Origin of the sequence: Janibacter massiliensis (genome assembly GCF_900289115.1) — a bacterium.
GTDB lineage: Bacteria > Actinomycetota > Actinomycetes > Actinomycetales > Dermatophilaceae > Janibacter_A > Janibacter_A massiliensis.
In genome coordinates, this window is sequence record NZ_LT985196.1 from 1,448,657 (window position 1) to 1,473,103 (window position 24,447).

Consider the following 24,447-nt stretch of genomic DNA (forward strand, 5'->3'; position numbering starts at 1 on the left):
TCTGATGGGGTTCTCCAACCCGCCGAAGCGGTGGGCGGATCTCGAGCGGGTCCTGTCCGACGCCTCGCCGACACGCCCGACGAGAGACGCCGCGGACGGTACCTCGGGGCACGCCTCGGTGGTCGGGCGACTGGCCACCGCGCGCGGCGACGGCGGTGACAGTCCCGCGTGGTCACGCAAGCGGGACGCCTACCGACCCCCCTCGCTCTCCCGGCACATCCCGGGACACCCCTACGCCGAGCTGCACGCCCACTCCTCGTTCTCCTTCCTCGACGGCGCGAGCAGCCCGGAGGAGCTCGTCGAGGAGGCCGTCGCCCTCGGTCTGCACGCGTTGGCGATCACCGATCACGACGGCTTCCAGGGGGCAGTCCGCTTCGCCGAGGCCGCGGCCGCCCACGACCTGCCGACCGTCTTCGGCTCCGAGCTCTCCCTCGACCTGCCCGCCCCGCAGAACGGGGAGGCCGATCCCGTCGGGGAGCACCTGCTCCTCCTGGCCCGTGGCGCCGAGGGCTACCACCGGTTGTCCTCCGCGATCACCACCGCACAGCTCGCGGGGGAGAAGGGCTGCCCCCGCTACGACCGCGACGCGCTGGTCGACACCCTCGCCGGGCACGTCGTCGTCCTCACCGGGTGCCGCAAGGGTGCGGTGCGACGGGCGCTCGGGGACGGTCTGCACGGCACCCTCGACCTCGATGCCGGGGCCCGGGCGCTCCACGAGCTCGTCGACCGCTGGGGTCGCGAGCACGTCCTCGTCGAGCTGACCCACCACGGGATGCCGCTCGACGACGCCCGCAACGACGCCCTCGTGGTGATCGCCGACCGGGTCGGGGTGCCCGTCGTCGCGACGACGGCCGCGCACGCCGCCCGCCCGGACCGGACGCGGCTGGCCCAGGTCGTCGCCGCCGTCCGGGCCCGCCGCAGCCTCGACGAGCTCGACGGCTGGATCGCCGGCCTCGGCGCGGCTCACCTGCGCTCGGGGGAGGAGATGCACGCCCGTTTCGGGCACGTGCCCGGTGCGCTCGCGCGCAGCGTCGAGGTGGCCCAGGAGTGCGCCTTCGCCCTGCGCAAGGTCTCCCCGCGGCTGCCGCGCCACCACGTCCCCCCGGGGTGGACCCCGATGGACTGGCTGCGGGAGCTCGTCCGGCGCGGCATGCCGGTCCGCTACCCGCACGCGACGCCCGAGCACCATGCCCGGATCGAACGGGAGCTGGCCGTCATCGAGGAGAAGGACTTCCCCGGCTACTTCATCATCGTCCACGACATCGCGGCGTTCGCCCGCTCGCGCGGCATCCTCCACCAGGGCCGGGGATCGGCCGCCAACTCGGCCGTCTGCTACGCCCTGGGCATCACCGCCGTCGATTCGATCTACTACGACCTGCCCTTCGAGCGCTTCCTCGCGACGACCCGGGAGGAGGAGCCGGACATCGACATCGACATCGACTCCGACCGCCGCGAGGAGGTCATCCAGTGGGTGTACGGGCGCTACGGCCGGCTCAATGCCGCGCAGGTCGCGAACGTCATCACCTACCGGCCCCGCTCGGCGGTGCGGGACGTGGCCAAGGCGCTCGGCCACTCCACGGGCCAGCAGGACGCGTGGAGCAAGACCATCGACGCGTGGACCGGGGTCGTCGCGGGCGAGGTCGAGATCCCCGCGCCCGTCGTCGACCTCGCCGAGCAGCTCCTCGGCGCCCCGCGTCACCTGGGGATCCACTCCGGCGGGATGGTCCTCACCGACCGTCCCGTGAGCGAGGTCTGCCCCATCGAGCCGGCGCGGATGGAGGACCGGACGATCCTGCAGTGGGACAAGGACGACTGCGCCTGGATGGGCCTGGTGAAGTTCGACCTGCTCGGGCTGGGGATGCTCGGGTGCATCCAGCACACCTTCGACCACCTCGCGCGGCACCTGGGCGAGGCGTGGACCCTCCAGCGGATCCCGAAGGAGGAGGCCGGGGTCTACGACATGCTGTGCCGGGCCGACTCGATCGGCGTCTTCCAGGTCGAGAGCCGGGCCCAGATCGGCACCCTGACCCGGTTGCTGCCGAGGTGCTTCTACGACCTCGTCGTCGAGATCGCGCTCATCCGTCCCGGCCCGATCCAGGGCGGGGCGATCCACCCGTACATCCGCCGCCGGACGGGGGAGGAGCCGATCACCTACCTCCACCCCTCGCTCGTGCCGGTCCTCGAGCGGACCCTGGGGGTGCCGCTGTTCCAGGAGCAGCTCATGCAGATGGCGATCGCCGTCGGCAACTGCTCGGCCGACGACGCCGACCTGCTGCGCCGTGCGATGGGGTCCAAGCGCGGGATCGAGAAGATCGCGACCCTGCGCGAGCAGCTGTTCGCCGGCATGGCCGAGAACGGGATCACCGGGGAGCTCGCCGACGAGCTGTACGCCAAGATCGAGGCGTTCGCGAACTTCGGGTTCGCCGAGAGCCACGCCCTCAGCTTCGGCCTGCTCGTCTACGCGAGCAGCTGGCTCAAGCTCCACGTGCCCGCCGCGTTCCTCGCCGGCCTGCTGCGCAGCCAGCCGATGGGGTTCTACTCGCCCCAGACGCTCGTCGCCGACGCCCGCCGCCACGGGGTCGAGGTCCGGTCCCCGTGCATCAACCGCTCCGGCGTCCACGCCGACCTCGAACCGCTGGACGGCGCCCCGCGGTGGGCGGGCGAGCCGGAGGTCGACATCGAGGCCGGCGCGGGGGCATGGGGCTTCGTCGCTCCGACGGGGGAGCCGACGTGCACGCTGGAGCAGCAGCCCCCGGTCCCCGCGTTCGACCGGGCGGGGCCTGCCGGGAGGCCGCCGGACCTGGCGCGGCACCGACGGGACGGGAACCTCGCCGTGCGGCTCGGGCTGGCGTCGGTGACCTCCCTCGACGTCGCGACCGCCGAGCGGATCGTCGCCGCGCGTGAGGAGGGCGGGGACTTCACGAGCCTGGTCGACCTCACGCGGCGGGTGGCGCTGAGCGCGCCGCAGGTCGAGGCGCTCGCCACCGCGGGCGCGTTCGACGTCTTCGGTCTCGGCCGGCGGGAGGCCCTGTGGGGGGCCGGGCGCGCGGCGCTCGAGCGGCCCGGGCAGCTCGAGCTCGACCTGCCCGACCTCCTCGCCCCGCCCCTGCCGGCGATGTCACCGGCCGAGGAGACGGTCGCAGACCTGTGGTCGACCGGCGTCGCGACGGGGGAGCACCCGGTCGCCCACGTCCGGGCCGAGCTCGACGCGCGCGGGGTCGTCCGGGCGGTCGACCTGCCCGGGGTCGAGAGCGGACGGCGGATCTGCGTCGCCGGGGTCGTCACCCACCGGCAGCGCCCGGCGACCGCCGGTGGCGTGACCTTCGTCAACCTCGAGGACGAGACGGGGATGATCAACGTCATCTGCTCGGTCGGGGTCTACGACCGGCACCGTCCGGTCTCGCGCACGGCTGCGGCCATGGTCGTGCGGGGGATCCTCGAGCAGCGGGACGGGGCGGTCAACCTCCTCGCCGACCGGATCGATGAGCTCCGGCTGCGGGCGCCGACCCGGTCGAGGAACTTCCGGTGAGGGGACGGCTCCGGTGGTCAGCGCCGACCGACGAGCCGCAGCGCGAGGGCGGCGTACGTCGTCCCGATCTCCTCGGGTGTGTGCGCCGCGCCGGGGTGGTACCAGCGGGCGACGTCGACCGCCATCGACAGGACCGCCCGGGCCGTGACCGCCGGGTCGGCACCCGCGCCGAGGTCGAACTCCCCCGCGGCCACGCCGTCCCGAACGACCCCGGCGACGACCGCGTCGATCCGGCGCCGGAGGTCGACGACCTCCCGGCGGTGCTCGGGGGAGAGGTGGGTGAACTCGTACTGGACGATCCGGGCGACGCGGTACTGCTCGGCGTGCCAGCGGGCGAAGACCTCGACGACCTCCGCCAGCGCCTCCGACGGGCTGCTCGCCCGCTCGACCGCACCCTCGAGGTGGTCGAGCACGGCGGTGTGCCCCTCGAGGCTCAGCTGGAAGAGGAGGTCCTCCTTGCTCGTGAAGTGGACGTACACCCCGGCCGGGGACAGACCGGCGCGCGAGGCGATGTCACGGGTGGTCGTCGCGTGGAAGCCCTTGTCGGCGAAGGCGGACGCCGCGGCCTCGAAGAGGCGCGAGACGGTGGGGGCGACGGGAGACCGGGACACGGTTGACAGCATGCAACCGTCGCCGGACACTAAGCAAGCGCTTACCCGTTCCCCGCCTGGAGGATGCTCACATGCCCCGCAACGTCTACACGGAGGACCACGAGGCCTTCCGTTCGTCCGTCCGCGAGTTCATCGACCGTCACATGCGCCCCCGTGCGGAGGTGATGATCCGCGACAAGACGATCCCGCGGGAGATCTGGAAGGCCGCGGGCGACATGGGCCTGTTCGGCCTCGACATCCCCGAGGAGTTCGGCGGCGCCGGCGCCGAGGACTACCGCTTCAACGCCATCGCGGCCGAGGAGTACGCGAAGTTCACCGCCGCGACGGCCACCTGCTTCGGCATCCACGCCGACGTCTGCCCCCCGTACCTCGTCGACCTCGGCACGCAGGAGCAGAAGGAGAAGTGGCTGCCCGGCATCGCCTCCGGCGAGCTCATCTGCGCCATCGCGATGACCGAGCCGTCGGGCGGGTCGGACCTCGCCGCGCTGAAGACGACCGCCGTCAAGGACGGTGACCACTACATCGTCAACGGCAGCAAGACGTTCATCACGAACGGCTACCAGTGCGACCTCGCGATCGTCGCCGTCCGCACCGACCCGAGCAAGGGCGCCAAGGGCATCAGCCTGCTCATGCTCGAGGACGGCATGGAGGGCTTCAGCAAGGGCCAGAAGCTGGACAAGGTCGGCCAGGAGGAGTCGGACACCTCCGAGCTCTTCTTCGACAACGTCAAGGTCCCGGTCGAGAACCTCATCGGGGAGGAGGGCATGGGCTTCATCGCGATGATGCAGCGCCTGGCCCAGGAGCGCATCGGCTGTGCGGTCGCGAACGTCGCGCACGCCAAGCAGATCCTCGCCGAGACGATCGACTACACGAAGGAGCGCAAGGCCTTCGGTCAGCCGATCGGCAGCTTCCAGCACAACAAGTTCAAGATCGCCGAGCTCGTGACGAAGATCGAGGTCGCCGAGGCGTACATCGACGACTGCGTCGAGGCGCACGCCAACGGCAAGCTCACGCCGATCGACGCCGCGAAGGCCAAGTGGTACAGCTCGGACACGCAGGGCGAGATCCTCGACCACTGCGTCCAGCTCTACGGCGGCTACGGCTTCATGAACGAGTACCGGGTCGCCCGCGCCTGGCGCGACGCCCGCGTCACCCGTATCTGGGCCGGCTCGAACGAGATCATGAAGGAGCTCATCGGCCGCGACCTCGGCCTCTGACGAACGACGCAGCGGAGGTTGGCGGCGAGGTACGAGCCGCCGGCTGTAGCGCAGAAGGGCCCCGCTCCGGAAGGAGCCGGGCCCTTCTGCGTGGGTGGGCGGGTCAGTCGAGCGGACCACCAGCGACGTAGATGACCTGGCCGGAGACGAAGCCGGCCTCCTCGGAGCAGAGGAAGGAGATCGTCGCGGCGATGTCCGCCGGTTGGCCGACGCGCTGCACCGGGATCGCCTTGGCGCTCGCCTCGATGAAGTCCTCGAAGGACATGCCGATCCGCTCGGCGGTGGCGGCCGTCATGTCGGTCTGGATGAAGCCGGGGGCGACGGCGTTCGCGGTGATCCCGAACTTGCCGAGCTCGAGCGCGAGCGTCTTCGTGAAGCCCTGCATGCCCGCCTTGGCCGCGGAGTAGTTCGCCTGGCCGCGGTTGCCCTGGGCCGAGGACGAGGAGAGGTTGACGATGCGGCCGTACTTCTCCTTCGTCTGGAACGCCTGGACGGCCTTCGTCATGAGGAAGGCGCCCTTGAGGTGGACGTTCATCACGGCGTCCCAGTCGTCCTCGGTCATCTTGAACAGGAGGTTGTCGCGGATGATCCCGGCGTTGTTGACGAGGATCGTGGGCGCGCCGAGCTCCTCGGCGACGCGGGCGACGGCCTGCTCGACCTGCTCCGCGTCCGCGACGTCGCACCCGACGGCGATCGCCCGGCCGCCGGCGGCGGTGATGGTCTCGACGGCGCCCGCGCAGGCGCTCTCGTCGAGGTCGAGAACGGCGACGGCGTGACCGTCGGCGGCCAGACGCTGGGCCGTGGCCGCGCCGATGCCGCGGGCCGCTCCGGTGACGATCGCCACACGCTGGGTGCTCATCCTGGGTGTCCTCTCGGTGGTCCTGCGCCGCCCGCCGCGCGGCGGGGCGCTCGATCCACGATCCTAGGGGTTGTCGGTTTGCCTGCCCCGGCTGCCTGTCGCGAGGATGGACCCTCCCGCACAAGGAGGACCACCCACGTGGAGATCTGGCCCGGCAACCCCTACCCCCTCGGGGCGACCTACGACGGCACCGGGGTGAACTTCGCGCTGTTCACCGAGGTTGCCGAGCGCGTCGAGCTGTGCCTCGTGGGGCGCCGCGGCGACGAGACGCGGGTGACGCTGCCCGAGGTCGACGGCTTCGTCCACCACGGCTACATCCCGGGCATCCTCCCGGGCCAGCGGTACGGCTTCCGTGTCCACGGTCCGTTCGACCCCGGCGCCGGCCACCGCTGCGACCCCAGCAAGCTCCTGCTGGACCCGTACGCGAAGGCGATCGACGGGGAGATGCCGTACCACCCGTCGCTCTTCTCCTACGACCCCGACGCACCAGGGGAGGCGGCCGGTCTGTCGCTGGCCGAGACCCCGCGCGACAGCCTGGGGCACACCCTCATGTCGGTCGTCACCAACCCGTTCTTCGACTGGGGCCAGGACCGCCACCCCCGGCACGAGTACCACAACAGCGTCATCTACGAGGCGCACGTGCGCGCGATGACGATGAACCACCCCGACGTGCCGCCGGACCTGCGGGGGACGTACGCCGGCATCGCCCACCCGGCGATCATCGACCACCTCACGGCGCTCGGTGTCACGGCGATCGAGCTCATGCCCGTCCACCAGTTCGTCAACGACTTCACGCTCCAGGACAAGGGCCTGAGCAACTACTGGGGCTACAACACGATCGGCTTCTTCGCCCCGCACAACGGCTACGCCGCCTTCGGCACCCGCGGCGAGCAGGTCCTCGAGTTCAAGGGCATGGTCAAGGCCCTGCACGAGGCCGGCATCGAGGTCATCCTCGACGTCGTCTACAACCACACGGCCGAGGGCAACCACCTGGGGCCGACGCTGTGCTTCCGGGGCATCGACAACGCCGCCTACTACCGCCTCACCGACGACAAGACGCACTACTACGACACGACGGGGACGGGCAACAGCCTCCTCATGCGCCACCCGCACGTCCTGCAGCTCATCATGGACTCGCTGCGGTACTGGGTGACCGAGATGCACGTCGACGGCTTCCGCTTCGACCTCGCGGCGACGCTCGCCCGCCAGTTCCACGAGGTCGACCGTCTGTCGGCCTTCTTCGACCTCGTCCAGCAGGACCCGATCGTCAGCCAGGTCAAGCTCATCGCCGAGCCGTGGGACGTCGGCGAGGGCGGCTACCAGGTCGGCAACTTCCCGCCCCTGTGGACCGAGTGGAACGGGAAGTACCGCGACACGGTCCGCGACTTCTGGCGCGGGGAGGGCGCCACCCTCGGTGAGTTCGCCAGCCGCCTCACGGGCTCGAGCGACCTCTACGAGCACAACGGCCGCAAGCCGATCGCCTCGATCAACTTCGTCACCGCTCACGACGGCTTCACCCTCCGGGACCTCGTGTCGTACAACGAGAAGCACAACGAGGCCAACGGCGAGGACAACAACGACGGGGAGTCCCACAACCGCTCGTGGAACTGCGGCGCGGAGGGGGAGACCGGCGACCCGGAAGTCCGCGCGCTCCGGCTGCGTCAGCAGCGGAACATTCTCGCGACCCTGTTCTTCTCCCAGGGCGTCCCGATGCTCCTGCACGGCGACGAGGTCGGCCGCACCCAGGGCGGGAACAACAACGTCTACTGCCAGGACAACGAGATCTCGTGGATGGACTGGGAGCTGGACGAGGAGCAGACCGAGCTGCTCGCGTTCACCCGCCGGGTCCTCGAGCTGCGCCGCGACCACCCCGTCTTCCGCCGACGCCGCTTCTTCGCCGGGGCCGCGGACCACGGCGGGGAGAGCGAGGTCCGAGACATCGAGTGGTTCACCCCCTCGTGCGAGCACATGACGGACGACGACTGGTCGAACGGCTACGCCCGCGCTCTCATGGTCTTCCTCTACGGCGAGGCGATCCCCGAGCCGGACCCGCGCGGCAACGCCATCCGGGACGACAGCTTCCTGCTCGTCTTCAACGCCGGCCACGAGGCGACGACGTTCACGCTGCCCAGCGACGGATACGGCGCGCGGTGGGTCGTCGAGATCGACACCGCGGCCGACGTCGTCGCCGGCGACGAGCTCGCGCCCGGGGAGGAGATCGTCGCCCAGCCTCGGTCGTTCGTCCTCCTGCGCGCACCGCGCGAGGACGACGTCCGACCGCCGGCCGGGGCTGCCCAGCACGCTGCGGAGCACACGGCGCCATGAGCCGCCCCGCGCCCGGCCAGCCCTGCCCGGTCAGCACCTACCGGTTGCAGATGGGGCCGCAGCTCACGTTCGACGAGGCGGCTGCCGTGGCGCCCCGGCTCGCGGCTCTCGGCGTGAGCCACGTCTACCTCTCGCCGATCCTCGCCTCGGCGCCGGGCTCGACGCACGGGTACGACGTCGTCGACCCGACGCGGATCGACGAGGAGATGGGCGGGCGCGAGGGGTTCGAGAGGTTCGTCGCGGCCTGCCGGGGTGCGGGGCTCGGCATCGTCCTCGACATCGTCCCCAACCACGTCGCGACGCCCGTGCCGGCACACCTCAACCCGTCGTGGTGGGGGCTGCTGTCGGACGGGGAGGAGTCGGAGTACGCGTCGTGGTTCGACGTCGACCACGACGCGCACGACGGCCGGGTCCTCGTACCGATCCTCGGCGGGACCCCGCAGGAGGCCATCGACAACGGCGAGCTCGTCATCGACCGCGAGGGCGGTCCCGGGGGGACGCCCGTCCTGCGCTACCACGAGCACGTGCTCCCCGTGCGGCCCGAGACGCTCGACCTGCCCCTGCCGGAGCTCGTCGAGGCGCAGCCCTACCGCCTGGCGTTCTGGCGCACCGGCGACGCGGACCTCAACGTCCGCCGGTTCTTCAACGTCACCGATCTCGTCGGCGTGCGCGTCGAGGACCCGGAGGTCTTCGACGCCACCCACGCGCTCGTCGTCGAGCTCGTGCGCTCGGGCGCCGTCGACGGTCTGCGGATCGACCACCCGGACGGGCTCGCGGACCCGCAGGCCTACCTCGACCGGCTCGCCGAGGCGACCGGCGGCGTGTGGGTCGTCGTGGAGAAGATCCTCGAGGGTGAGGAGGAGCTGCCGCAGGCCTGGGCCTGCGAGGGCACCACGGGCTACGACACGATGACCCGCCTCGGGCAGCTGTTCTGCGACCCGGCGGCCGAGCCCGACCTCAGCGACCTGTGGCGCGCCATCGCCGGCGACGTGCGGCCGATCGACGCGTGGGTGGACGAGGCCAAGCGCGAGGTCGTCGACGGCGTCCTCCTGGCTGAGCGTCGTCGTCTCTCCCGGCGGCTCGCCGAGGTACTGCCCGAGCACGACCCTGACGCCCTGGAGCGGGTTGTCGTCGAGCTCCTCGTCAACGTCCACCGGTACCGGGCCTATGTCACCGCCGACGGGTCGATGACGGCGGACGCGCGGGGCGAGCTCGAGGCCGCCGCGCAACGGGCGACCGACCGCCTCCAGCCCTCGGACCACCCGGCCGACGCCGATCTCGTCGCCGCCGTCGTCGAGGTCCTGTCCGGGTCGGCCTCGGGTGCCGACGTGGACGCCGCAGCCGACTGCGTCATCCGCTTCCAGCAGACCTGCGGCCCCGTCATGGCCAAGGGCGTCGAGGACACGACGTTCTACCGCTACCTGCGGGCCACCGGGCTCAACGAGGTCGGGGGCGACCCGGGGACGATCGGGATGGCCCCGCCGCGGTTCGCCGCGTACCTCGACCGGATCGCCGCGCGCTGGCCGAGGACGATGACGGCGCTGACGACCCACGACACCAAGCGCAGCGAGGACGTCCGGGCACGCCTGGTCTCCATGACCGAGGATCCCGCCGGCTGGGCCGAGTGGGTGGCGCGCGCCCGGGACCTCGGTGCGGCGTACCGCGGGAAGCGGCTCGACGCGTCGACGGAGTACCTCGTCTGGCAGACGCTCGTGGGGGCATGGCCGATCGACGCCCCGCGGATGCACGACTACCTCCGCAAGGCCGTGCGCGAGTCCGGGCGGCACTCGACGTGGATCGACGTCGACGAGGAGTACGAGTCGCAGGTCGCGGCATTCGTCGACGGGCTGCTCGACGACGACGCCGTGCGAGACCACGTCCGGTCGTGGGTCGACGCCCACGCCGAGGGCACGCGGGCGGTGATCCTGGGGCAGAAGCTCCTCCAGCTCATCGGCCCGGGTGTGCCGGACGTCTACCAGGGCACCGAGATCGTCTCCCTCACGCTCGTGGACCCGGACAACCGTCGGGACGTCGACCACGACGCGATCGCGGAGCGGCTGGAGCGGCTCGATCGCGGGGCCTTACCGGCCGATCTCGACGACGAGAAGCTCCGGCTCGCCGCGGCGGCGCTGCGCCTGCGCCGGGCCCACCCCGACTGGTTCGTCGGGCCGGACGCGATCACCGTGCACCCGACGTGCGACGGCGGGCACGCGGTCGCCCTCGCCCGCGGTGCGCACGACCGCGTCGAGGTGGTCGCCCTCGTGCGACGCCTCACGACGGCGCTCGCCGCCGACGGAGGGTCCGCCGACGCCGCGGTGGAGCTGCCCGAGGGTGGCTGGACCGACGTGCTCCGCCCGGGGGTCACGCACGCCGGGGGGCGGGTCCCGCTCGCGCGGGTGCTCGCCGACGGGCCCGTCGCGCTCCTGGTTCGGGAGGCCGCGCCGTGACGCTGCGCGTGTGGGCTCCCGACAGCTCGACCGTCGAGGCCCTCCTCGGTCCGCACGGCGAGCTGCGCCTGCCGATGGAGCGCGAGACGGGCGGGTGGTGGGCGCTCGAGATCCCGCCCGAGGCGCCGCGGTCCGACGGCGAGGTCGACTATGCGTTCTCCCTCGACGGTGGCGAGGCCCTGGCCGACCCGCGCAGCGCCTGGCAGCCCGCCGGGGTCGCCGGGCCGAGCCGGACGTTCGACGTCGCCCGCCACGCGTGGCAGGACAGCGGGTGGGCCGGTCCGCGGGACGGCCGCGGCATCCCCGGGGGCGTGATCTACGAGCTCCACGTCGGGACCTTCACCCCCGAGGGGACGCTGGACGCGGCGATCGGGCGGCTCGACCACCTCGTCGCCCTCGGCGTGGACGCGGTGGAGCTCATGCCGGTGGCCGGCGTCCCCGGTCGGTGGAACTGGGGCTACGACGGGGTCGCGCTCTGGGCCGTGCACGCCCAGTACGGCGGGCCCGCGGCGCTGCAGCGGTTCGTCGACGCCTGTCACGCCAGGGGTCTGGGCGTCATCCTCGACGTCGTCCACAACCACCTCGGCCCGAGCGGCAACCGGCTCGGGGAGTTCGGGCCGTACTTCACCGACGCGCACGTCACGCCGTGGGGCCCGGCGGTCAACCTCGACCAGCCCGGCTCTGCGGAGGTGCGGGCGTTCGTCATCGGCAGCGTCCTGCGCTGGTTCCGCGACTTCCACGTCGACGGGTTGCGGCTCGATGCCGTCCACGAGCTGCGGGACGACTCGGAGCGGCACGTCCTCGCCGAGATGGCCGACGCCGTCGCGGAGCTCTCGGAGGAGCTGGGCCGTCCGCTCGACCTCATCGCCGAGTCGGACGTGAACGACCCGCGCACCGTGATGCCCACGACCTTCGGCGGGCTCGGGATGTCGGCGCAGTGGGCCGACGACGTCCACCACGCCCTCCACGTCGTCGCGACGGGGGAGACGCAGGGCTACTACGGTGACTTCGCCGGTCGGAACGACACGTGGCCCGAGGGGGGGTCGCTGTCGGTCCTGGCGAAGGTGCTGACCGAGGTCTTCCTCCACGACGACCGGTGGTCGTCTTTCCGCGGCGCCCGGTGGGGGCATCCGGTCGATCGCAGCGCGACGTCGGGCCACCGCTTCGTCGCGTACGCCCAGACCCACGACCAGGTCGGCAACCGGGCGACGGGGGACCGCATCGGGCACCACGGAGACACCGGGCGCCTGGCGGCGGTGACGGCGCTCTACGTCCTCTCGCCGTTCACCCCGATGGTCTTCATGGGCGAGGAGTGGGGCGCGAGCACACCGTTCCAGTTCTTCACCGACTTCGACGACCCGGAGCTCGCCGAGGCGGTCCGCACCGGGCGCCGGGCCGAGTTCGCCTCGCACGGGTGGGCCGCCGAGGACGTGCCGGACCCCCAGGACCCGGTCACCCGCGACGCCTCGACCCTGCGGTGGGAGGAGATCGAGCAGGAGCCGCACCGTTCGCTGCTGGCCTGGCACCGCGTGCTCATCGCCCTGCGCCGCTCGCACCCCGACGCGGCCGACGGGGATCTCGCGGCGACGAGCTGCGTGTTCGACGAGGACGCCGGCTGGTTCGTCATGCGGCGCGGGTCGGTCCACGTCGTCTGCGGGTTCGGTGAGGGACGGCAGGAGGTGGACGTCGCCGGGGTGCGCCACGAGCTCACCGGCTGGGGTGAGCGCTCGGTCGACGCCGCGACCGGCCGGGTGCTCATCGACGGCGCGGGCGTCGCCGTCGTCGAGGTCGGGTGAGCCCGCTCGATCAGCTGCGCGCCGGACGACTGCCACGCCGGCTCACCCAGCTGTTCATCGGCCTCTGGCTCTACGGCACGGCCATGGGGATGCTCGTCCGCTCGCACACCGGGCTCGACCCGTGGGACGTGCTCCACGAGGGCGTCGCCCACCGGGTTCCGCTCTCGTTCGGGACGGTCGTCATCCTCACCGGTGCCGTCGTGCTCCTCCTGTGGTGGCCGCTGCGCCAGTGGCCGGGCGCCGGGACGATCGCCAACGTCCTCGTCATCGGGATCGCGACGGATGCCACGCTCGCGGCCCTGCCCGACGCGACCGGGCTCCTCGACCGCGTCGCGCTGCTCGTCGGGGGGATCGTCCTCAACGGGTTCGCCGGGGCCGTGTACATCGGCACCCAGCTCGGTCCGGGACCACGGGACGGGTTGATGACCGGGCTCGCCGCACGGACGGGCGCGAGCCTCCGCCTCGTGCGGACGGGGCTGGAGCTGACGGTGCTGGCCATCGGTGCGGCGCTCGGCGGGACGGTCGGGATCGGGACGCTGCTGTACGCCGTGACGATCGGTCCGGTCATCCAGGCGTTCCTGCCGTGGACGACGGTGCAGCTTCCCGTGCGTCCCGGATCAGCCGACGACCCCCAGGGCGAGGGGTAGCACGGCGTCGGCACCGGCGCGTCGCAGCGCCCGGCCCGCGACGGTGATGCTCCATCGCGAGTCGACGAGGTCGTCGACGAGGAGGACCGGACCGTTGCCGGCCACCGCGGACGCCAGCTCCGGTCCCACGGCGAACCGGTCCCAGACCCCGGCAAGGCGGTAGGCGCTGTTGCCGCCCCGCTCACCGACGGGACCGCCGTCGACGAGATCGAGGGCCCCGTGGAACGGCAGCCGACCGATCTCGGCGATCGACCGCGCGAGGTGGTCGACGAGGACGGGGTGCCGGCGCGAGGGCATCGCGACGACCCCCGTCGGTCGCTCCGTCCAGCCCCAGGTCGCCAGCACCTCCACGCACGCGCGCACGAGACGGTCGGGAACCGGGCCGTCGTCGCCCTGGACGAGCTCGCGCACGGGCCCGCCCCAGCCGATGTCGGAGGTCCGGGCGAGCACCCGCCCCGGCTCGCACCGTTCCGCCGGGGCGATCGACCCCTTCACGGGGACGCCGAGCCGGTCCATGCCGGTGGGCCAGGTCGTTCGCGGGTCGATCTCCACCCCGGGCCGGTCGATCCGCGCCCGCACCCCCTCGAGGGCCGCTGCGTCGACGTCCGTGGGGAACCACGTCCCCGCGCACACGTCGCACCGGCCGCAGTCCCGCGGGTCGGGGTCGTCGAGGCATTCCTGGAGGAAGGCCATCCGGCAGCGGCCACCCCGCTCGTAGGCGAGCATCGCCTCGGCCTCGTCCGTGCGCGCCCGGGCGACCCGTGCGTACCGCCCCGCGTCGTACGTCCAGGGACGGCCCGTGGCGGTCCACCCGCCCTGGACCCTCGTCACGGCACCGTCCACGTCGAGCACCTTGAGCAGGAGCTCGAGGCGGGTGCGACGGATGTCGACGACGGTCTCGAGCCGCGGCACTGACAGCGCTCCGGAGGCGGAGGCCAGGGCGGTGAGGACCGCGTCGGCCTGCTCCTGCCGGGGCATCGAGGCGGAGGCGAAGTGCGCCCAGATGCGCTCCTCGTCGGTCGTCGGCAGGAGAACGACGTCAGCCCGGTCCGTGGCCCGTCCGGCGCGGCCGACCTGCTGGTAGTAGGCGACCGCCGACGACGGTGCGCCGAGATGGACGACGAACCCGAGGTCGGGCTTGTCGAAGCCCATCCCGAGCGCGCTCGTGGCGACGAGCGCCTTGACCCGGTTCTCCCGCAGGTCGTCCTCGAGCCGCTCCCGGTCCTCCGGCGCGGTCCGCCCCGTGTACGCGAAGACGGGCAGGCCCGTCTCGGCGAGCGCGGCGGCCGTGTCGTCCGCGGCCTGCACGGTGAGGGTGTAGACGATCCCGCTCCCGGGCAGGTCCGCCAGGTGGGTGCGCAACCAGGCGATGTGTTCCTCGGCACCCGCGCGACGGGCCACGCCGAGCCGGAGGCTGTCGCGCGCGAGGGATCCCCGGATCGTCCGCACGCGCTCGCCGCCCGCGCCGAGCTGCTCCTCGACGTCCGCCACGACGCGGGCGTTCGCCGTCGCCGTCGTCGCCAGCACCGGGGTCCCCTCGGGCAGCCGCGTCAGGAGGTCCCGGATGCGGCGGTAGTCCGGCCGGAAGTCGTGCCCCCAGTCGCTGATGCAGTGCGCCTCGTCGACGACGACGAGCCCGCACCGCTCGACGAGCGCGGGCAGCTGCTCGTCCCGGAACGCCGGGTTGTTGAGCCGTTCGGGGCTGACGAGGAGGACGTCGACCTCGTCCCGGTCGAGCGCGGTGCGGATCTCGCCCCATGCCTGCCCGTTCGCCGAGCTGATCGAGACCGCCCGCACGCCGGCCCGCTCCGCCGCCGCGACCTGGTCGCGCATGAGGGCGAGCAGCGGAGAGACGATGAGCGCCGGCCCGGCCCCCGCCTGGCGGCGCAGCCGGGCGGCCACGAAGTACACCGCCGACTTGCCCCATCCCGTCCGCTGGACGACGAGCACGCGGGAGCGGTCGTCGACGAGGGCCGTGATCGCGTCGAGCTGGCCGTCGCGGAAGGTCGCGTCCCCCCGGCCGACGAGGCGACGCAGGACGGCCGTCGCGCGCTCGGCGGTGGGCAGGGTCTCGGTCTCGGTCACGACCGCCAACCTACGGAGCCCCACCGACATCGCCCCCACCCGACAGGGGAGACTGGGCACCATGACCGACGATGCGACCCCCACCGGTGCCGTGACGAGCGTCGACATCTCGCTCCGCTGGAGCGACATGGACGCCTACGGCCACGTGAACAACGTCCAGTACCTCCGGTTCCTCGAGGACACCCGCATCGAGGCCATCGGCCGCTGGTTCGGGGAGAGCAGCTCGACGTCCATCCTCGACACGGGGATCCTCGTCGCCCGGCAGGAGATCGAGTACCGCGAGCCGGTCGTGCTGCGGCGGGAGCCGGTCGTCGTCGACGTGTGGGTCACGCGCGTGGGTGGCAGCAGCGTCGACCTCGGGTACGTCCTCCACGACAACGGTGCGACGACCGGTGGCGAGCGAGCCGTGCACGCCCTCGCCGCGACGACGATGGTGCAGGTGGACCTGCGGACGAGCCGGCCGAAGGCGTTCGACGAGGGGCAGCGCGAGGTCCTCGAGCGTCACCTCGGTCCCGAGGTCCCGTTCCGGAAGCGCGGCTGACGGAGGTGGCGGTCGAGCTCGCGGATGCCGAGGCGGCGGCCGACCTGCGCACCTACCTCGAGCGTGCCCGCCGGTTCGACCCCGAGGGCGCGGCACGGCTCCAGAGCACCCCGACGGCGCTCGCGGTGTGGACCTGCGCCCGGCCGGGCTCCGGCCTGCTCGGCGAGGGCGTCGTCCTCGGGCTTCGGGTCCTCCCGCTCGCGGCCGCCCCCGCGGCCCCGGTCGACGAGTGCCACCCGATCGGCGCGCTCCTCGACCGGCTCGCCCGCCCCGAGAACGGCACCCGGCTGCCGATGCCGCCCGCGCCCGTGTCGCCGCCGTGGGCAGCGATCACCCCGCCGCGCGGCGGATGGACGCTCGAGGGCGCCGCACGGCTCGGGGCGCTGGGGGACGACATCGCGGGCGCCGTGCGCGCCCTGGGGTTCGCCGCTGCCGACGACGAGGTCGTCCTCGCCTCGGCGGGGGTCTGGCACCGCGTCTCGACCCGCACCGGCCACGTCCTCACCCGCTGATCCGTACCCTCGAGCCGTGGCCGACGACCCGACCCGCAGCGCCCCGGACCTCGTGGGGCTCGACGACGCCGCGCTCGCCGCGGCGCTCGTCGGCCAGGCTGCGGCGCGTGCCGCCCGGATGCGCGCCGAGGGGGTCTCCGCGCGCACGAAGGAGAACCTCGCGGACCTCGTCACCGAGGCGGACGTGGCCGCCGAGCGGCTCGTCGTCGACGCCCTCACCCGGCTGCGGCCCGAGGACGGGGTCGTCGGCGAAGAAGGGACCACGCGTCCGTCCCGCAGCGGACGGACGTGGGTGATCGACCCGGTCGACGGAACCTACAACTTCGCCACCGGCACCCTCTACTGGTGCAGCGCGCTCGCCCTGCGGGACGCCGACGGGGTGCTCGTCGGGGCGGTGGAGCACCGCGGTGCAGGGGAGTCCTGGCTCGCCGTCCGGGGCGCGGGGACCTTCGAGAGGGGCGTCGCGGTGCCCCCGCTCGAGGACGCACCCCTGTCCGCAGTGTGCCTCGCGACCTACCTCCATCCGGCACGGATCGCCGACCCGTCGATCCGGGAGCCGTGGCTCGCAGCGACCCGCGGAGCGGCGACGATGCGGATGCTCGGCTCGGGGTCGTGCGAGCTCGCCGCCGTCGCGGCCGGGCGGATCGGTGCCTGGGCGCAGCCGGACGTGCTCGAGTGGGACTGGCTGCCCGGCAAGGCGCTCGTCGAGGGTGCCGGGGGATCGACCGACGTCGTCGACGTCGCAGGTCATCCGTGGCACCTGGCGGGCACCCCCAGCGCCGTCGCCGACCTCCGGCGCGCCCTCGAGGCCGGCTGATCCTCAGCGCAACGGTGCGCCGCGCTCGGCGAGCACGTCCGCGAGGACCTCGATCCGGTCGCTGACGATCCCGTCGACACCGAGGTCCAGCAGGCGGTGCATCTCGTCGCGGTCGTCGATGGTCCACACGTGGACGTGCCGCCCCGCCGCGTGGGCCCGGCGCACGAGGCGGTCCGTCACCAGCTCGATCGTCAGCGGCCGCCCGCCGCGCAGCGGGATCCGCTGGTGGGTCGGGATCTGCAGGGCGAGCGCGGGGGAGCGCAGCCACCGGTCGAGCAGCCGGGGCGTCAGCCGCGTGACGCCGACCCCGATCGGCCCGGCCGAGGTCGCGACCCGCGGCCCGAGGGCGGCGCGCACCCGCCGCAGCCGGCGGTCGGAGAACGAGGCGACGCACACCCGGTCGAGCGCGTCGTGACGCCGGAGGCAGTCCACGAGCGGGTCGACGGCGCGGTCGTCCTTGACATCGACGTTGAAGCGGGCGTCGGGGAGCTCCTCGAGCACGGCGTCCATGGTCGGCACGGGTTCGCCGCCGACGGATGCCTCGCGCACCCGCGACCACGGCAGGTCCGCGATCGCGCCGGCGCGATCGGTGACCCGGTCGAGGACGGTGTCGTGGAAGGCGACGAGCGTCCCGTCGGCCGTCGCATGGACGTCCGTCTCGAGGTACCGGTAGCCGAGGTCGACCGCCGTCCGGAAGGCCGCGAGGGTGTTCTCCCGTCCGGCGTTGGCCGGATGGAGCGCGCCCCCGCGGTGCGCCAGCCCGATCGGACCGGCGGTCTCGAACCACGGGTGGTCCTCCGCCCGCCGGGGGTACGACGTCGCCGGTCGGCTCATTCCCGCCGGACCCAGACCGTGACGTCGGTGCCGACGTGCGCCGGGCCCTGGGCCGTCCCGGTGTCCGAGCGCAGGAGCACCTCGCCGTCGGGCAGGTCCACGGGTTCGGCGCCCAGGTTCGTCACGCCGAGGACGACCCCGTCCGGGCAGGCGTGCTCGTAGGCGACGACGTCCGGGCCGAGATCGAGCGGCGTGATCGCCGCCGAGCCGAGCCCGGTCTCCCGCCGGATCCGCAGCGCGGCCCGGTACATCTCGTACGTCGTCCCAGCGACCCCGCGCTGCCGGTCGACGGCGAGGTCGCGGTACTCGTGCGGCTGGGGCAGCCACGACGCCCCGCTCGGGCTGAACCCCAGAGCCGGCGCGTCCGCCTCCCAGGCCATGGGGACCCGGCAGCCGTCCCGACCGGCGTCCGTCCCTCCGCTGCGCTCGAAGATCGGGTCCTGCCGGACCTCGGGGGGCAGGTCCATCGCCTCGGGGAGACCGAGCTCCTCGCCCTGGTAGAGGTAGGCCGCCCCGGGCAGGGACAGGACGAGCAGGGTCGCCGCGCGTGCCCGGGCGAGCCCCGCGACCGGGTCGGGCCTCGGATCGCCAGGACCGATCCCCTGCGGCCGGGGCGTGCCCGGGGGCAGGCCGAGCCGCGAGGCGTGCCGGACCACGTCGTGGTTGCTCAGCACCCACGTCGCCGACGCCCCCACCGACGACGTGGCTGCGAGCGAGTCGGCGATCGTCGTCCGCAGGTGCTCCGCCCGCCACGGGCACTCGAGGATGTCGAAGTTGAAGGCCTGGTGGAACTCGTCCGGGCGGATGTACCGGGCGGCCCGCTCGGCGGGCGTCACCCACGCCTCGGCGCACATGATCCTGGCCGGCTCGCCACGGGCGTCCAGGAGCGCCCGCCACCGACGGTAGATCTCGTGGACCCCGTCCTGGTCGAAGTACGGAGCCTGCTCGACCGAGCCCGCGACGACGGCCGGGGCGTCGGGGAAGTCGGGCAGGCCCTCGGCCTTGACGAGCGAGTGCGCGACGTCGACCCGGAAGCCGGCGACGCCGCGGTCGAGCCAGAAGTCGATGATCGACTCGAACTCCGCCCGGACCTGCGGATGCTCCCAGTTGAGGTCGGGCTGCGTCGTGTCGAAGAGGTGGAGGTACCACTGCTCCGGCGCGCCGTCGGGACCCGTGAGTCGGGTCCACGCCTGCCCGCCGAAGACCGAGCGCCAGTCGTTCGGTGGCTGGGCCCCGTCGGGGCCCTTCCCGTCGCGGAAGACGTATCGCTCGCGCGCCGGGCTGCCGGGCGGGCTGGCGAGCGCCTCGCGGAACCACGGGTGCTCGGAGGAGGTGTGGTTCGGGACGAGGTCGACGATGACCTTGATCCCCAGCTCCGCGGCCTCGCGCAGCACGGCGTCGACGTCCGCCAGCGTGCCGAAGACCGGGTCGACGTCGCGGTAGTCGGCGACGTCGTACCCCGCGTCGTGCTGCGGCGAGCGGTAGAACGGCGAGAACCACACGGCGTCGACGCCCAGCTCGACGAGGTGGGGCAGCCGGGCCGCGATGCCTCGCAGGTCGCCTATCCCGTCCCCGTCGGCGTCCGCCCAGGACCGCGGGTACACCTGATAGATGACCGCGTCCCGCCACCAGTCGCTCACAGCTGCACCCCCTCGGGCAGGCCCGGCGCCGGCCCGTCGTCGGTCGTGTTGACGAGCATCGTCGCCGCCCGGTCGAAGTACTCGGCCATGAGCGCCTTGTCCTCGGCGCCGATGTCGAGCCGGTCGAGCGAGGCGAGCATGTGCGCCATCCACCGGCGTCGCATGTCGGGGGACACGGCGAACGGCATGTGCCGCAGGCGCAGCCGCGGGTGGCCCCGTCGCTCGGAGTAGGTCCGCGGTCCGCCGAAGTACTGCTCGAGGAAGAGCAGCAGCCGCTCCTGCGCGGGGGCGAGGTCCTCCTCGGGGTACAGCGCCCGGAGCGGCTCGTCCGTGGCGACGCCCTCGTAGAACCCGCGGACGAGGGCGACGAAGGTCTCGTGGCCGCCGACACGGTCGTAGAGCTCCCGAGGGTCGGGTGCCTGGCTCATGCGGGTCCTCCGGTGGACGTGGACGTGGTCGGTGGGGCGAAGGCCGGGGGCCCGGCGATGCCGGCGGCGTCGAGAGCCTCCTTGCACCGTCGGCGGATCGCGCGCTGGACGCCCCAGTGCTTGTCGGGGAGGCACTTGGCCAGCACCCGGATCGTCACCGTGCCGCCGCCGACGGCCTCGACCCCGAGCACCTCGGGCTCCTCGATGAGCAGCTCCCCCCAGGTACCGTCGGTGGCCAGGTCGTGGACCACGGCGCCGACGACGTCGATCGCCTCGTCGATGTCGGCCTGGTACGACACGGGGACGTCGACGAGGGCGGTGGACCACCCCTGGCTGCGGTTGGCGATCCGGACGATCTCGCCGTTGCGGACGTACCAGATGACCCCGTTGGCGTCCCGCAGTCGCGTCACCCGCAGCGACACCTCCTCGACGGTGCCGATCGCCTCGCCGGTGTCGATGACGTCGCCGACCCCGTACTGGTCCTCGAGCATCATGAACACCCCGGCGAGGAAGTCCTTGACGAGGGACTGGGCGCCGAATCCGAGAGCCACGCCCGCCACGCCCGCGGAGGCGAGCAGGGGGCGCAGCGGCACCCCGAGCAGGTCGAGGATCGTGAGGATCGCGATCGATCCGATGACGAACGTGACGATGCTCCGCAGGAGGGAGCCCATCGTCAGGGTCCGCTGACGGGCTCGCTCCGAGACCTCGAGGCCCAGCGTGCCGCGTCCGCCCCCGTCGCTCCGGTGCTCGGTGCTCCGGCGCACGGCCTGGTCGACGACCCGGCGGATGGCACCGACGGCGAAGGCCCGGGCGACGAGGGCGACGACGGCCACGACGACGATCCGCGCAGGCGTCGATCCGCCCCACCGCTGGAGCTCCTCCAGGGTGGCGCCGAGGCTGACGGCCCCGATCACGTCGTCGCGTCCCGCTCCTGCGCGCGCAGGGCTCGGGTCACCGCGTCACGCTTCTCCGCGACGAGCCGTCGCAGGCCGGCGGGCGCATCGGGGTGCGTGTCGAGCCACGCCTGCGTGTCGTCGAGCAGGCGGGCGTCGGCGAGGGCCATCGGGTAGAAGTACTCGACGACCGCCTCCGCGATGGCGTGCGTGCGCGAGCCCCACACCCCGGAGATCTCGTCGAGGTAGCGCTCGGCGAACGGCCGCAGGAGGGCCTCGTCACGGGTACGGGTGAGCCCGAGGCCGGTCTGCATGACGACGGAGTTGGACACGGACGCGCCAGCAGCGGCGACCGACTCCCACGCCGTGGTCTTCGCCTCGGCGGTCGGCCGGGCCGCGCGGCACAGCGCCGCCCACTCCTGACCCGTCGCGGTCCGGTCGCCGTCGGCCTCCTGCGCGATCCGGTCCTCGTCCGCAGCGCCCGCGGCGGCGAGGGCGGCGAGCAGACGCCAGCGCATGTCGGTGTCGACCACGAGCCCGGGCAGCTGCGCCGAGCCGTCGAGCAGGCCCGCGGCCAGTGCGGTCTCGTCACCCGGCTCGAGGAGGCCGGCCCAGGCGCCGACGAGCTGGAGCTGCGCGTCGTTGCCCGGCTCGGCGGTGCGGGCGAGGGCCTCGAGCGCGTCGCGGACGCGGGCCCGCAGGTCGTCCCGGGACGCGGGGTCGGAGTACGTGAGGACCGTCGTCGACAGCTGCTGCAGGAGGGTGCGCAGCAGGGTGCTGTCGGTCACGGTCGGCAGCGCGCCGAGGACGAGGTCGACGAACTGGCGGCCGGGGAGCTCGGCGTCGCGCGTCATGTCCCACGCGCTGGCGAGGACGAGCGAGGCCGGGAGCGACTCGGTGAACGCCGCGACGTGCTCGGTGGCCGTCGTCAGGGAGCGCGCGTCCAGGCGGACCTTGGCGTAGGACAGGTCGTCGTCGTTGACGAGGAGCAGGTCGGGCTGCTCGACCCCGACGAGCCCGGGCACCTCCGTCCGCTCGCCGACGACGTCGATCTCGACCCGCTCCGTCCGCTCGAGACGGCCGTCGCGCAGGCGGTAGGCGCCGACGGCGATCCGGTGCGGTCGCAGCGTGGGGAGGTCGGGCGCGTGCGTCTGCTCGACGACGACGGAGGAGTACCGACCCTGCTCGTCGACCTCGACGACCGGGCGGAGCGTGTTGACCCCGGCGGTCTCGAGCCACGCTGCGCTCCACGCCCGCAGGTCGCGGTCGGAGAACTTCTCGATCTCGTCGAGGAGGTCGTCGAGGGTCGTGTTGCGCCACGCGTGGGCGCGGAAGTACGAGCGCAGACCCTCGACGAAGGCCTCGCGGCCCACCCATGCGACGAGCTGCTTGAGCGCGGACGCGCCCTTGGCGTACGTGATGCCGTCGAAGTTGACAAGGACGTCCTGCAGATCACGGATGGGCGCGACGACCGGGTGGGTCGAGCTCAGCTGGTCCTGCCGGTAGGCCCAGGCCTTCTCGCTCGTGGCGAAGGTCGTCCACGCGTCGCTCCAGCGGGTGGCCTCGGCCTGTGCCGTCGTCGACGCCCACTCGGCGAAGGACTCGTTGAGCCACAGGTCGTTCCACCAGCGCATCGTCACGAGGTTGCCGAACCACATGTGGGCCAGCTCGTGGAGGATCGTCAGCGCCCGGCGCTCGACGATCGCCTCGGGCACCCGCGAGCGGAAGACGTAGATCTCGTTGTACGTGACGCAGCCGGCGTTCTCCATCGCCCCCGCGTTGTACTCCGGCGTGAAGACCTGGTCGTACTTGGAGAACGGGTAGGGGTGGTCGAACTCGCGCTCGAAGAACGCGAAGCCTCGCTTGGTGACGTCGATGATCTCGTCGGCGTCGAGGTACCGGGTGAGCGACCTGCGGCAGAAGACGCCGAGCGGGATCGTCCGACCGCCGGAGACGAGCTCGTCGCGCACGACGTCGTAGGGGCCGGCGACGAGCGCGGTGATGTAGCAGGAGATGCGCTCCGTGGGCTCGAACGCCCACGTCGCGCGGGAGTCGTCGATGCGCTGCGGCTCGGGCGTCGCCGTGTTCGACAGGACCTGCCAGTGCGCGGGTGCGGTGACCGTGAAGGCGAAGGTCGCCTTGAGGTCGGGCTGCTCGAAGACGGCGAACATCCGGCGGCAGTCGGCGACCTCGAACTGCGTGTAGAGGTACACCTCGCCGTCCGCTGGGTCGACGAAGCGGTGCAGCCCCTCACCGGTGTTCATGTACGTGCCGGTCGCCTCGACCCGCAGGGTGTTCTCGGGCCCGAGGTCGGCCAGGCGGATGCGGGTCCCGGTGAAGGCCTCGGCCGGGTCGATCGAACGGTCGTTGAGCGTGATCGCCTCGACGGACTCGCCGATGAAGTCGATGAAGGTGTCCGCCCCCGGCTCCCGGCAGGTGAAGGTCACGGTCGAGACGGTCCGGAAGGTCGTCTCCGAGGTCGTGAGGTCGAGCTCGACCGCGTACGACGTGACGTCGAGCAGCGCGGCGCGCGCTCCTGCCTCGTCCCGAGTGATGTTGGGGTCGGTCACCGATGCTCCTTCGCGTCTGCCTCGTGGGACGCATCACATCCTTTCACGCGGTGTCTGAGAGGATCGGTGCCATGTCGCAGCGCAGCAGTGCAGAGTTCTTCTTCGACCCGGTCTGCCCGTGGGCGTGGATGGCGTCCCGCTGGATGCGCCACGTGGAGCAGGTGCGGGAGGTCGACGTCACGTGGACCCAGATGTCCCTGGCGGCCCTCAACGAGGACCAGGACCTCCCCGCCGACCACGGCGAGCTCATGCAGACCGCCCGCCGGTACGGACGCGTCGTGGCCGCGGCGATCCGCGAGGGCGGGGACGGCGTCGCGCTCCCGCTCTACGAGGCGCTCGGACGCCGCATCCACGTCGAGGAGCGTCGGGACGACGTCGAGGCCGTCTGCCGCGAGGCGCTCACCGAGGCGGGCCTGCCGGAGTCCCTGGCCGACGCGGCGCAGGACGAGTCGCTCGACGCCGTCCTGCGCGAGCGCCGGGACCGCGTCGTCGACCTCGTCGGGGCGGACGTCGGCACCCCCACGATCTCGGTCGACGGAGACGCCTTCTTCGGCCCGGTCGTCACGCCGGCGCCCGAGGGCGAGGCGGCCGGCCGCCTGTGGGACGGGTGCGTCCTCCTTGCCGGGACGGACGGCTTCTACGAGCTGAAGCGCACCCGCGACCGCGGCCCGATCATCACCGCCTGACCCGAGGAGA

Annotated in this window: 18 protein-coding genes; 10 read left to right on the forward strand and 8 right to left on the reverse strand. The window is 72.9% G+C overall.

Going from position 1 to position 24,447, the window contains the following annotated elements; all coding sequences use genetic code 11:
• The first annotated feature begins 4 nt into the window (after nt 1-4).
• Nucleotides 5-3,529 (forward strand): error-prone DNA polymerase, encoded by a 3,525-nt coding sequence (locus DAA34_RS07105; protein ID WP_106818227.1) that lies wholly within the window; start codon nt 5-7, stop codon nt 3,527-3,529.
• 17 nt (nt 3,530-3,546) lie between these two features.
• Here the strand turns inward: DAA34_RS07105 and DAA34_RS07110 are convergent, their stop codons facing one another.
• On the reverse strand, nt 3,547-4,140 hold the full coding sequence (locus tag DAA34_RS07110; protein ID WP_234354151.1) for a TetR/AcrR family transcriptional regulator: 594 nt from the start codon (nt 4,138-4,140) through the stop codon (nt 3,547-3,549).
• A 71-nt stretch (nt 4,141-4,211) separates the two neighbouring features.
• On the opposite strand from DAA34_RS07110, the gene DAA34_RS07115 reads away from it, so the two are divergent.
• Nucleotides 4,212-5,357, forward strand: a complete 1,146-nt coding sequence (locus DAA34_RS07115) for an acyl-CoA dehydrogenase family protein (protein WP_106818229.1) — start codon at nt 4,212-4,214, stop codon at nt 5,355-5,357.
• Nucleotides 5,358-5,460: 103 nt separating this feature from the next.
• On the opposite strand, the gene fabG is transcribed toward DAA34_RS07115, so the two are convergent.
• On the reverse strand, nt 5,461-6,216 hold the full coding sequence (gene fabG / locus DAA34_RS07120) for a 3-oxoacyl-ACP reductase FabG (RefSeq protein WP_106818230.1): 756 nt from the start codon (nt 6,214-6,216) through the stop codon (nt 5,461-5,463).
• A gap of 138 nt (nt 6,217-6,354) precedes the next feature.
• On the opposite strand from fabG, the gene glgX reads away from it, so the two are divergent.
• Genes glgX through yczE form a run of 4 tightly spaced genes read left to right on the forward strand, consistent with a single transcriptional unit; the run spans nt 6,355 to nt 13,431 of the window.
• Nucleotides 6,355-8,541: a glycogen debranching protein GlgX gene (gene glgX / locus DAA34_RS07125; protein ID WP_106818231.1), complete on the forward strand. Its 2,187-nt coding sequence runs from the start codon at nt 6,355-6,357 to the stop codon at nt 8,539-8,541.
• Nucleotides 8,538-10,988 carry a malto-oligosyltrehalose synthase gene (gene treY, locus DAA34_RS12480; protein ID WP_106818232.1) on the forward strand — a complete coding sequence of 817 codons (2,451 nt, stop codon included), beginning with the start codon at nt 8,538-8,540 and terminating at the stop codon, nt 10,986-10,988. The genes glgX and treY overlap by 4 nt, the downstream gene beginning before the upstream one ends.
• Nucleotides 10,985-12,784, forward strand: coding sequence for a malto-oligosyltrehalose trehalohydrolase (gene treZ, locus DAA34_RS07135; RefSeq protein ID WP_234354152.1), 1,800 nt, complete (start codon nt 10,985-10,987; stop codon nt 12,782-12,784). Before treY ends, treZ begins: the two co-directional genes overlap by 4 nt.
• Nucleotides 12,781-13,431, forward strand: coding sequence for a membrane protein YczE (gene yczE / locus DAA34_RS12130; protein WP_158707664.1), 651 nt, complete (start codon nt 12,781-12,783; stop codon nt 13,429-13,431). Before treZ ends, yczE begins: the two co-directional genes overlap by 4 nt.
• On the opposite strand, the gene DAA34_RS07150 is transcribed toward yczE, so the two are convergent.
• Nucleotides 13,402-15,546 carry a RecQ family ATP-dependent DNA helicase gene (locus DAA34_RS07150; protein WP_106819924.1) on the reverse strand — a complete coding sequence of 715 codons (2,145 nt, stop codon included), beginning with the start codon at nt 15,544-15,546 and terminating at the stop codon, nt 13,402-13,404. The two genes, yczE and DAA34_RS07150, sit on opposite strands and share 30 nt — an antisense overlap.
• 31 nt (nt 15,547-15,577) lie before the next feature.
• Here DAA34_RS07150 and DAA34_RS07155 point away from each other — a divergent pair, with 31 nt between their 5' ends.
• From DAA34_RS07155 to DAA34_RS12285, 3 genes are read left to right on the forward strand one after another with little or no spacing between them, the layout of a single operon-like run.
• Nucleotides 15,578-16,057: an acyl-CoA thioesterase gene (locus DAA34_RS07155; protein WP_106818234.1), complete on the forward strand. Its 480-nt coding sequence runs from the start codon at nt 15,578-15,580 to the stop codon at nt 16,055-16,057.
• Between the two features lie 5 nt (nt 16,058-16,062).
• Nucleotides 16,063-16,569, forward strand: a complete 507-nt coding sequence (locus DAA34_RS12280; RefSeq protein WP_234354154.1) for a hypothetical protein — start codon at nt 16,063-16,065, stop codon at nt 16,567-16,569.
• Nucleotides 16,570-16,585: 16 nt separating this feature from the next.
• Complete coding sequence (locus DAA34_RS12285) at nt 16,586-17,386, forward strand: inositol monophosphatase family protein (protein WP_234354155.1); 801 nt, start codon at nt 16,586-16,588, stop codon at nt 17,384-17,386.
• Between the two features lie 3 nt (nt 17,387-17,389).
• Here the strand turns inward: DAA34_RS12285 and DAA34_RS07165 are convergent, their stop codons facing one another.
• Genes DAA34_RS07165 through pepN form a run of 5 tightly spaced genes read right to left on the reverse strand, consistent with a single transcriptional unit; the run spans nt 17,390 to nt 23,751 of the window.
• Nucleotides 17,390-18,220, reverse strand: a complete 831-nt coding sequence (locus DAA34_RS07165) for a glycerophosphodiester phosphodiesterase (RefSeq protein ID WP_106818236.1) — start codon at nt 18,218-18,220, stop codon at nt 17,390-17,392.
• Nucleotides 18,217-19,860: a glycoside hydrolase family 13 protein gene (locus DAA34_RS07170; RefSeq protein WP_106818237.1), complete on the reverse strand. Its 1,644-nt coding sequence runs from the start codon at nt 19,858-19,860 to the stop codon at nt 18,217-18,219. The genes DAA34_RS07165 and DAA34_RS07170 overlap by 4 nt, the downstream gene beginning before the upstream one ends.
• Nucleotides 19,857-20,288 carry a globin gene (locus DAA34_RS07175; protein ID WP_106818238.1) on the reverse strand — a complete coding sequence of 144 codons (432 nt, stop codon included), beginning with the start codon at nt 20,286-20,288 and terminating at the stop codon, nt 19,857-19,859. Before DAA34_RS07175 ends, DAA34_RS07170 begins: the two co-directional genes overlap by 4 nt.
• Nucleotides 20,285-21,202 (reverse strand): mechanosensitive ion channel family protein, encoded by a 918-nt coding sequence (locus DAA34_RS07180; RefSeq protein ID WP_106818239.1) that lies wholly within the window; start codon nt 21,200-21,202, stop codon nt 20,285-20,287. The genes DAA34_RS07175 and DAA34_RS07180 overlap by 4 nt, the downstream gene beginning before the upstream one ends.
• Nucleotides 21,199-23,751, reverse strand: coding sequence for an aminopeptidase N (gene pepN, locus DAA34_RS07185; protein ID WP_106818240.1), 2,553 nt, complete (start codon nt 23,749-23,751; stop codon nt 21,199-21,201). Before pepN ends, DAA34_RS07180 begins: the two co-directional genes overlap by 4 nt.
• Nucleotides 23,752-23,822: 71 nt before the next feature.
• Here pepN and DAA34_RS07190 point away from each other — a divergent pair, with 71 nt between their 5' ends.
• Entirely contained in the window at nt 23,823-24,437 is a 615-nt protein-coding gene (locus DAA34_RS07190; protein ID WP_106818241.1) for a mycothiol-dependent nitroreductase Rv2466c family protein, read from the forward strand.
• The last annotated feature ends 10 nt before the right edge of the window (nt 24,438-24,447 follow it).

Excerpts from the sequence above, each read along its gene's own strand:
- DAA34_RS07105 (WP_106818227.1), top strand. The coding sequence starts at position 5 with ATGGGGTTCTCCAACCCGCCGAAGCGGTGGGCGGATCTCGAGCGGGTC.
- DAA34_RS07115 (WP_106818229.1), top strand. The coding sequence starts at position 4,212 with ATGCCCCGCAACGTCTACACGGAGGACCACGAGGCCTTCCGTTCGTCC.
- fabG (WP_106818230.1), bottom strand. The coding sequence starts at position 6,216 with ATGAGCACCCAGCGTGTGGCGATCGTCACCGGAGCGGCCCGCGGCATC.
- treY (WP_106818232.1), top strand. The coding sequence starts at position 8,538 with ATGAGCCGCCCCGCGCCCGGCCAGCCCTGCCCGGTCAGCACCTACCGG.
- DAA34_RS07150 (WP_106819924.1), bottom strand. The coding sequence starts at position 15,546 with ATGTCGGTGGGGCTCCGTAGGTTGGCGGTCGTGACCGAGACCGAGACC.
- DAA34_RS07155 (WP_106818234.1), top strand. The coding sequence starts at position 15,578 with ATGACCGACGATGCGACCCCCACCGGTGCCGTGACGAGCGTCGACATC.
- DAA34_RS07165 (WP_106818236.1), bottom strand. The coding sequence starts at position 18,220 with ATGAGCCGACCGGCGACGTCGTACCCCCGGCGGGCGGAGGACCACCCG.
- DAA34_RS07175 (WP_106818238.1), bottom strand. The coding sequence starts at position 20,288 with ATGAGCCAGGCACCCGACCCTCGGGAGCTCTACGACCGTGTCGGCGGC.
- DAA34_RS07190 (WP_106818241.1), top strand. The coding sequence starts at position 23,823 with ATGTCGCAGCGCAGCAGTGCAGAGTTCTTCTTCGACCCGGTCTGCCCG.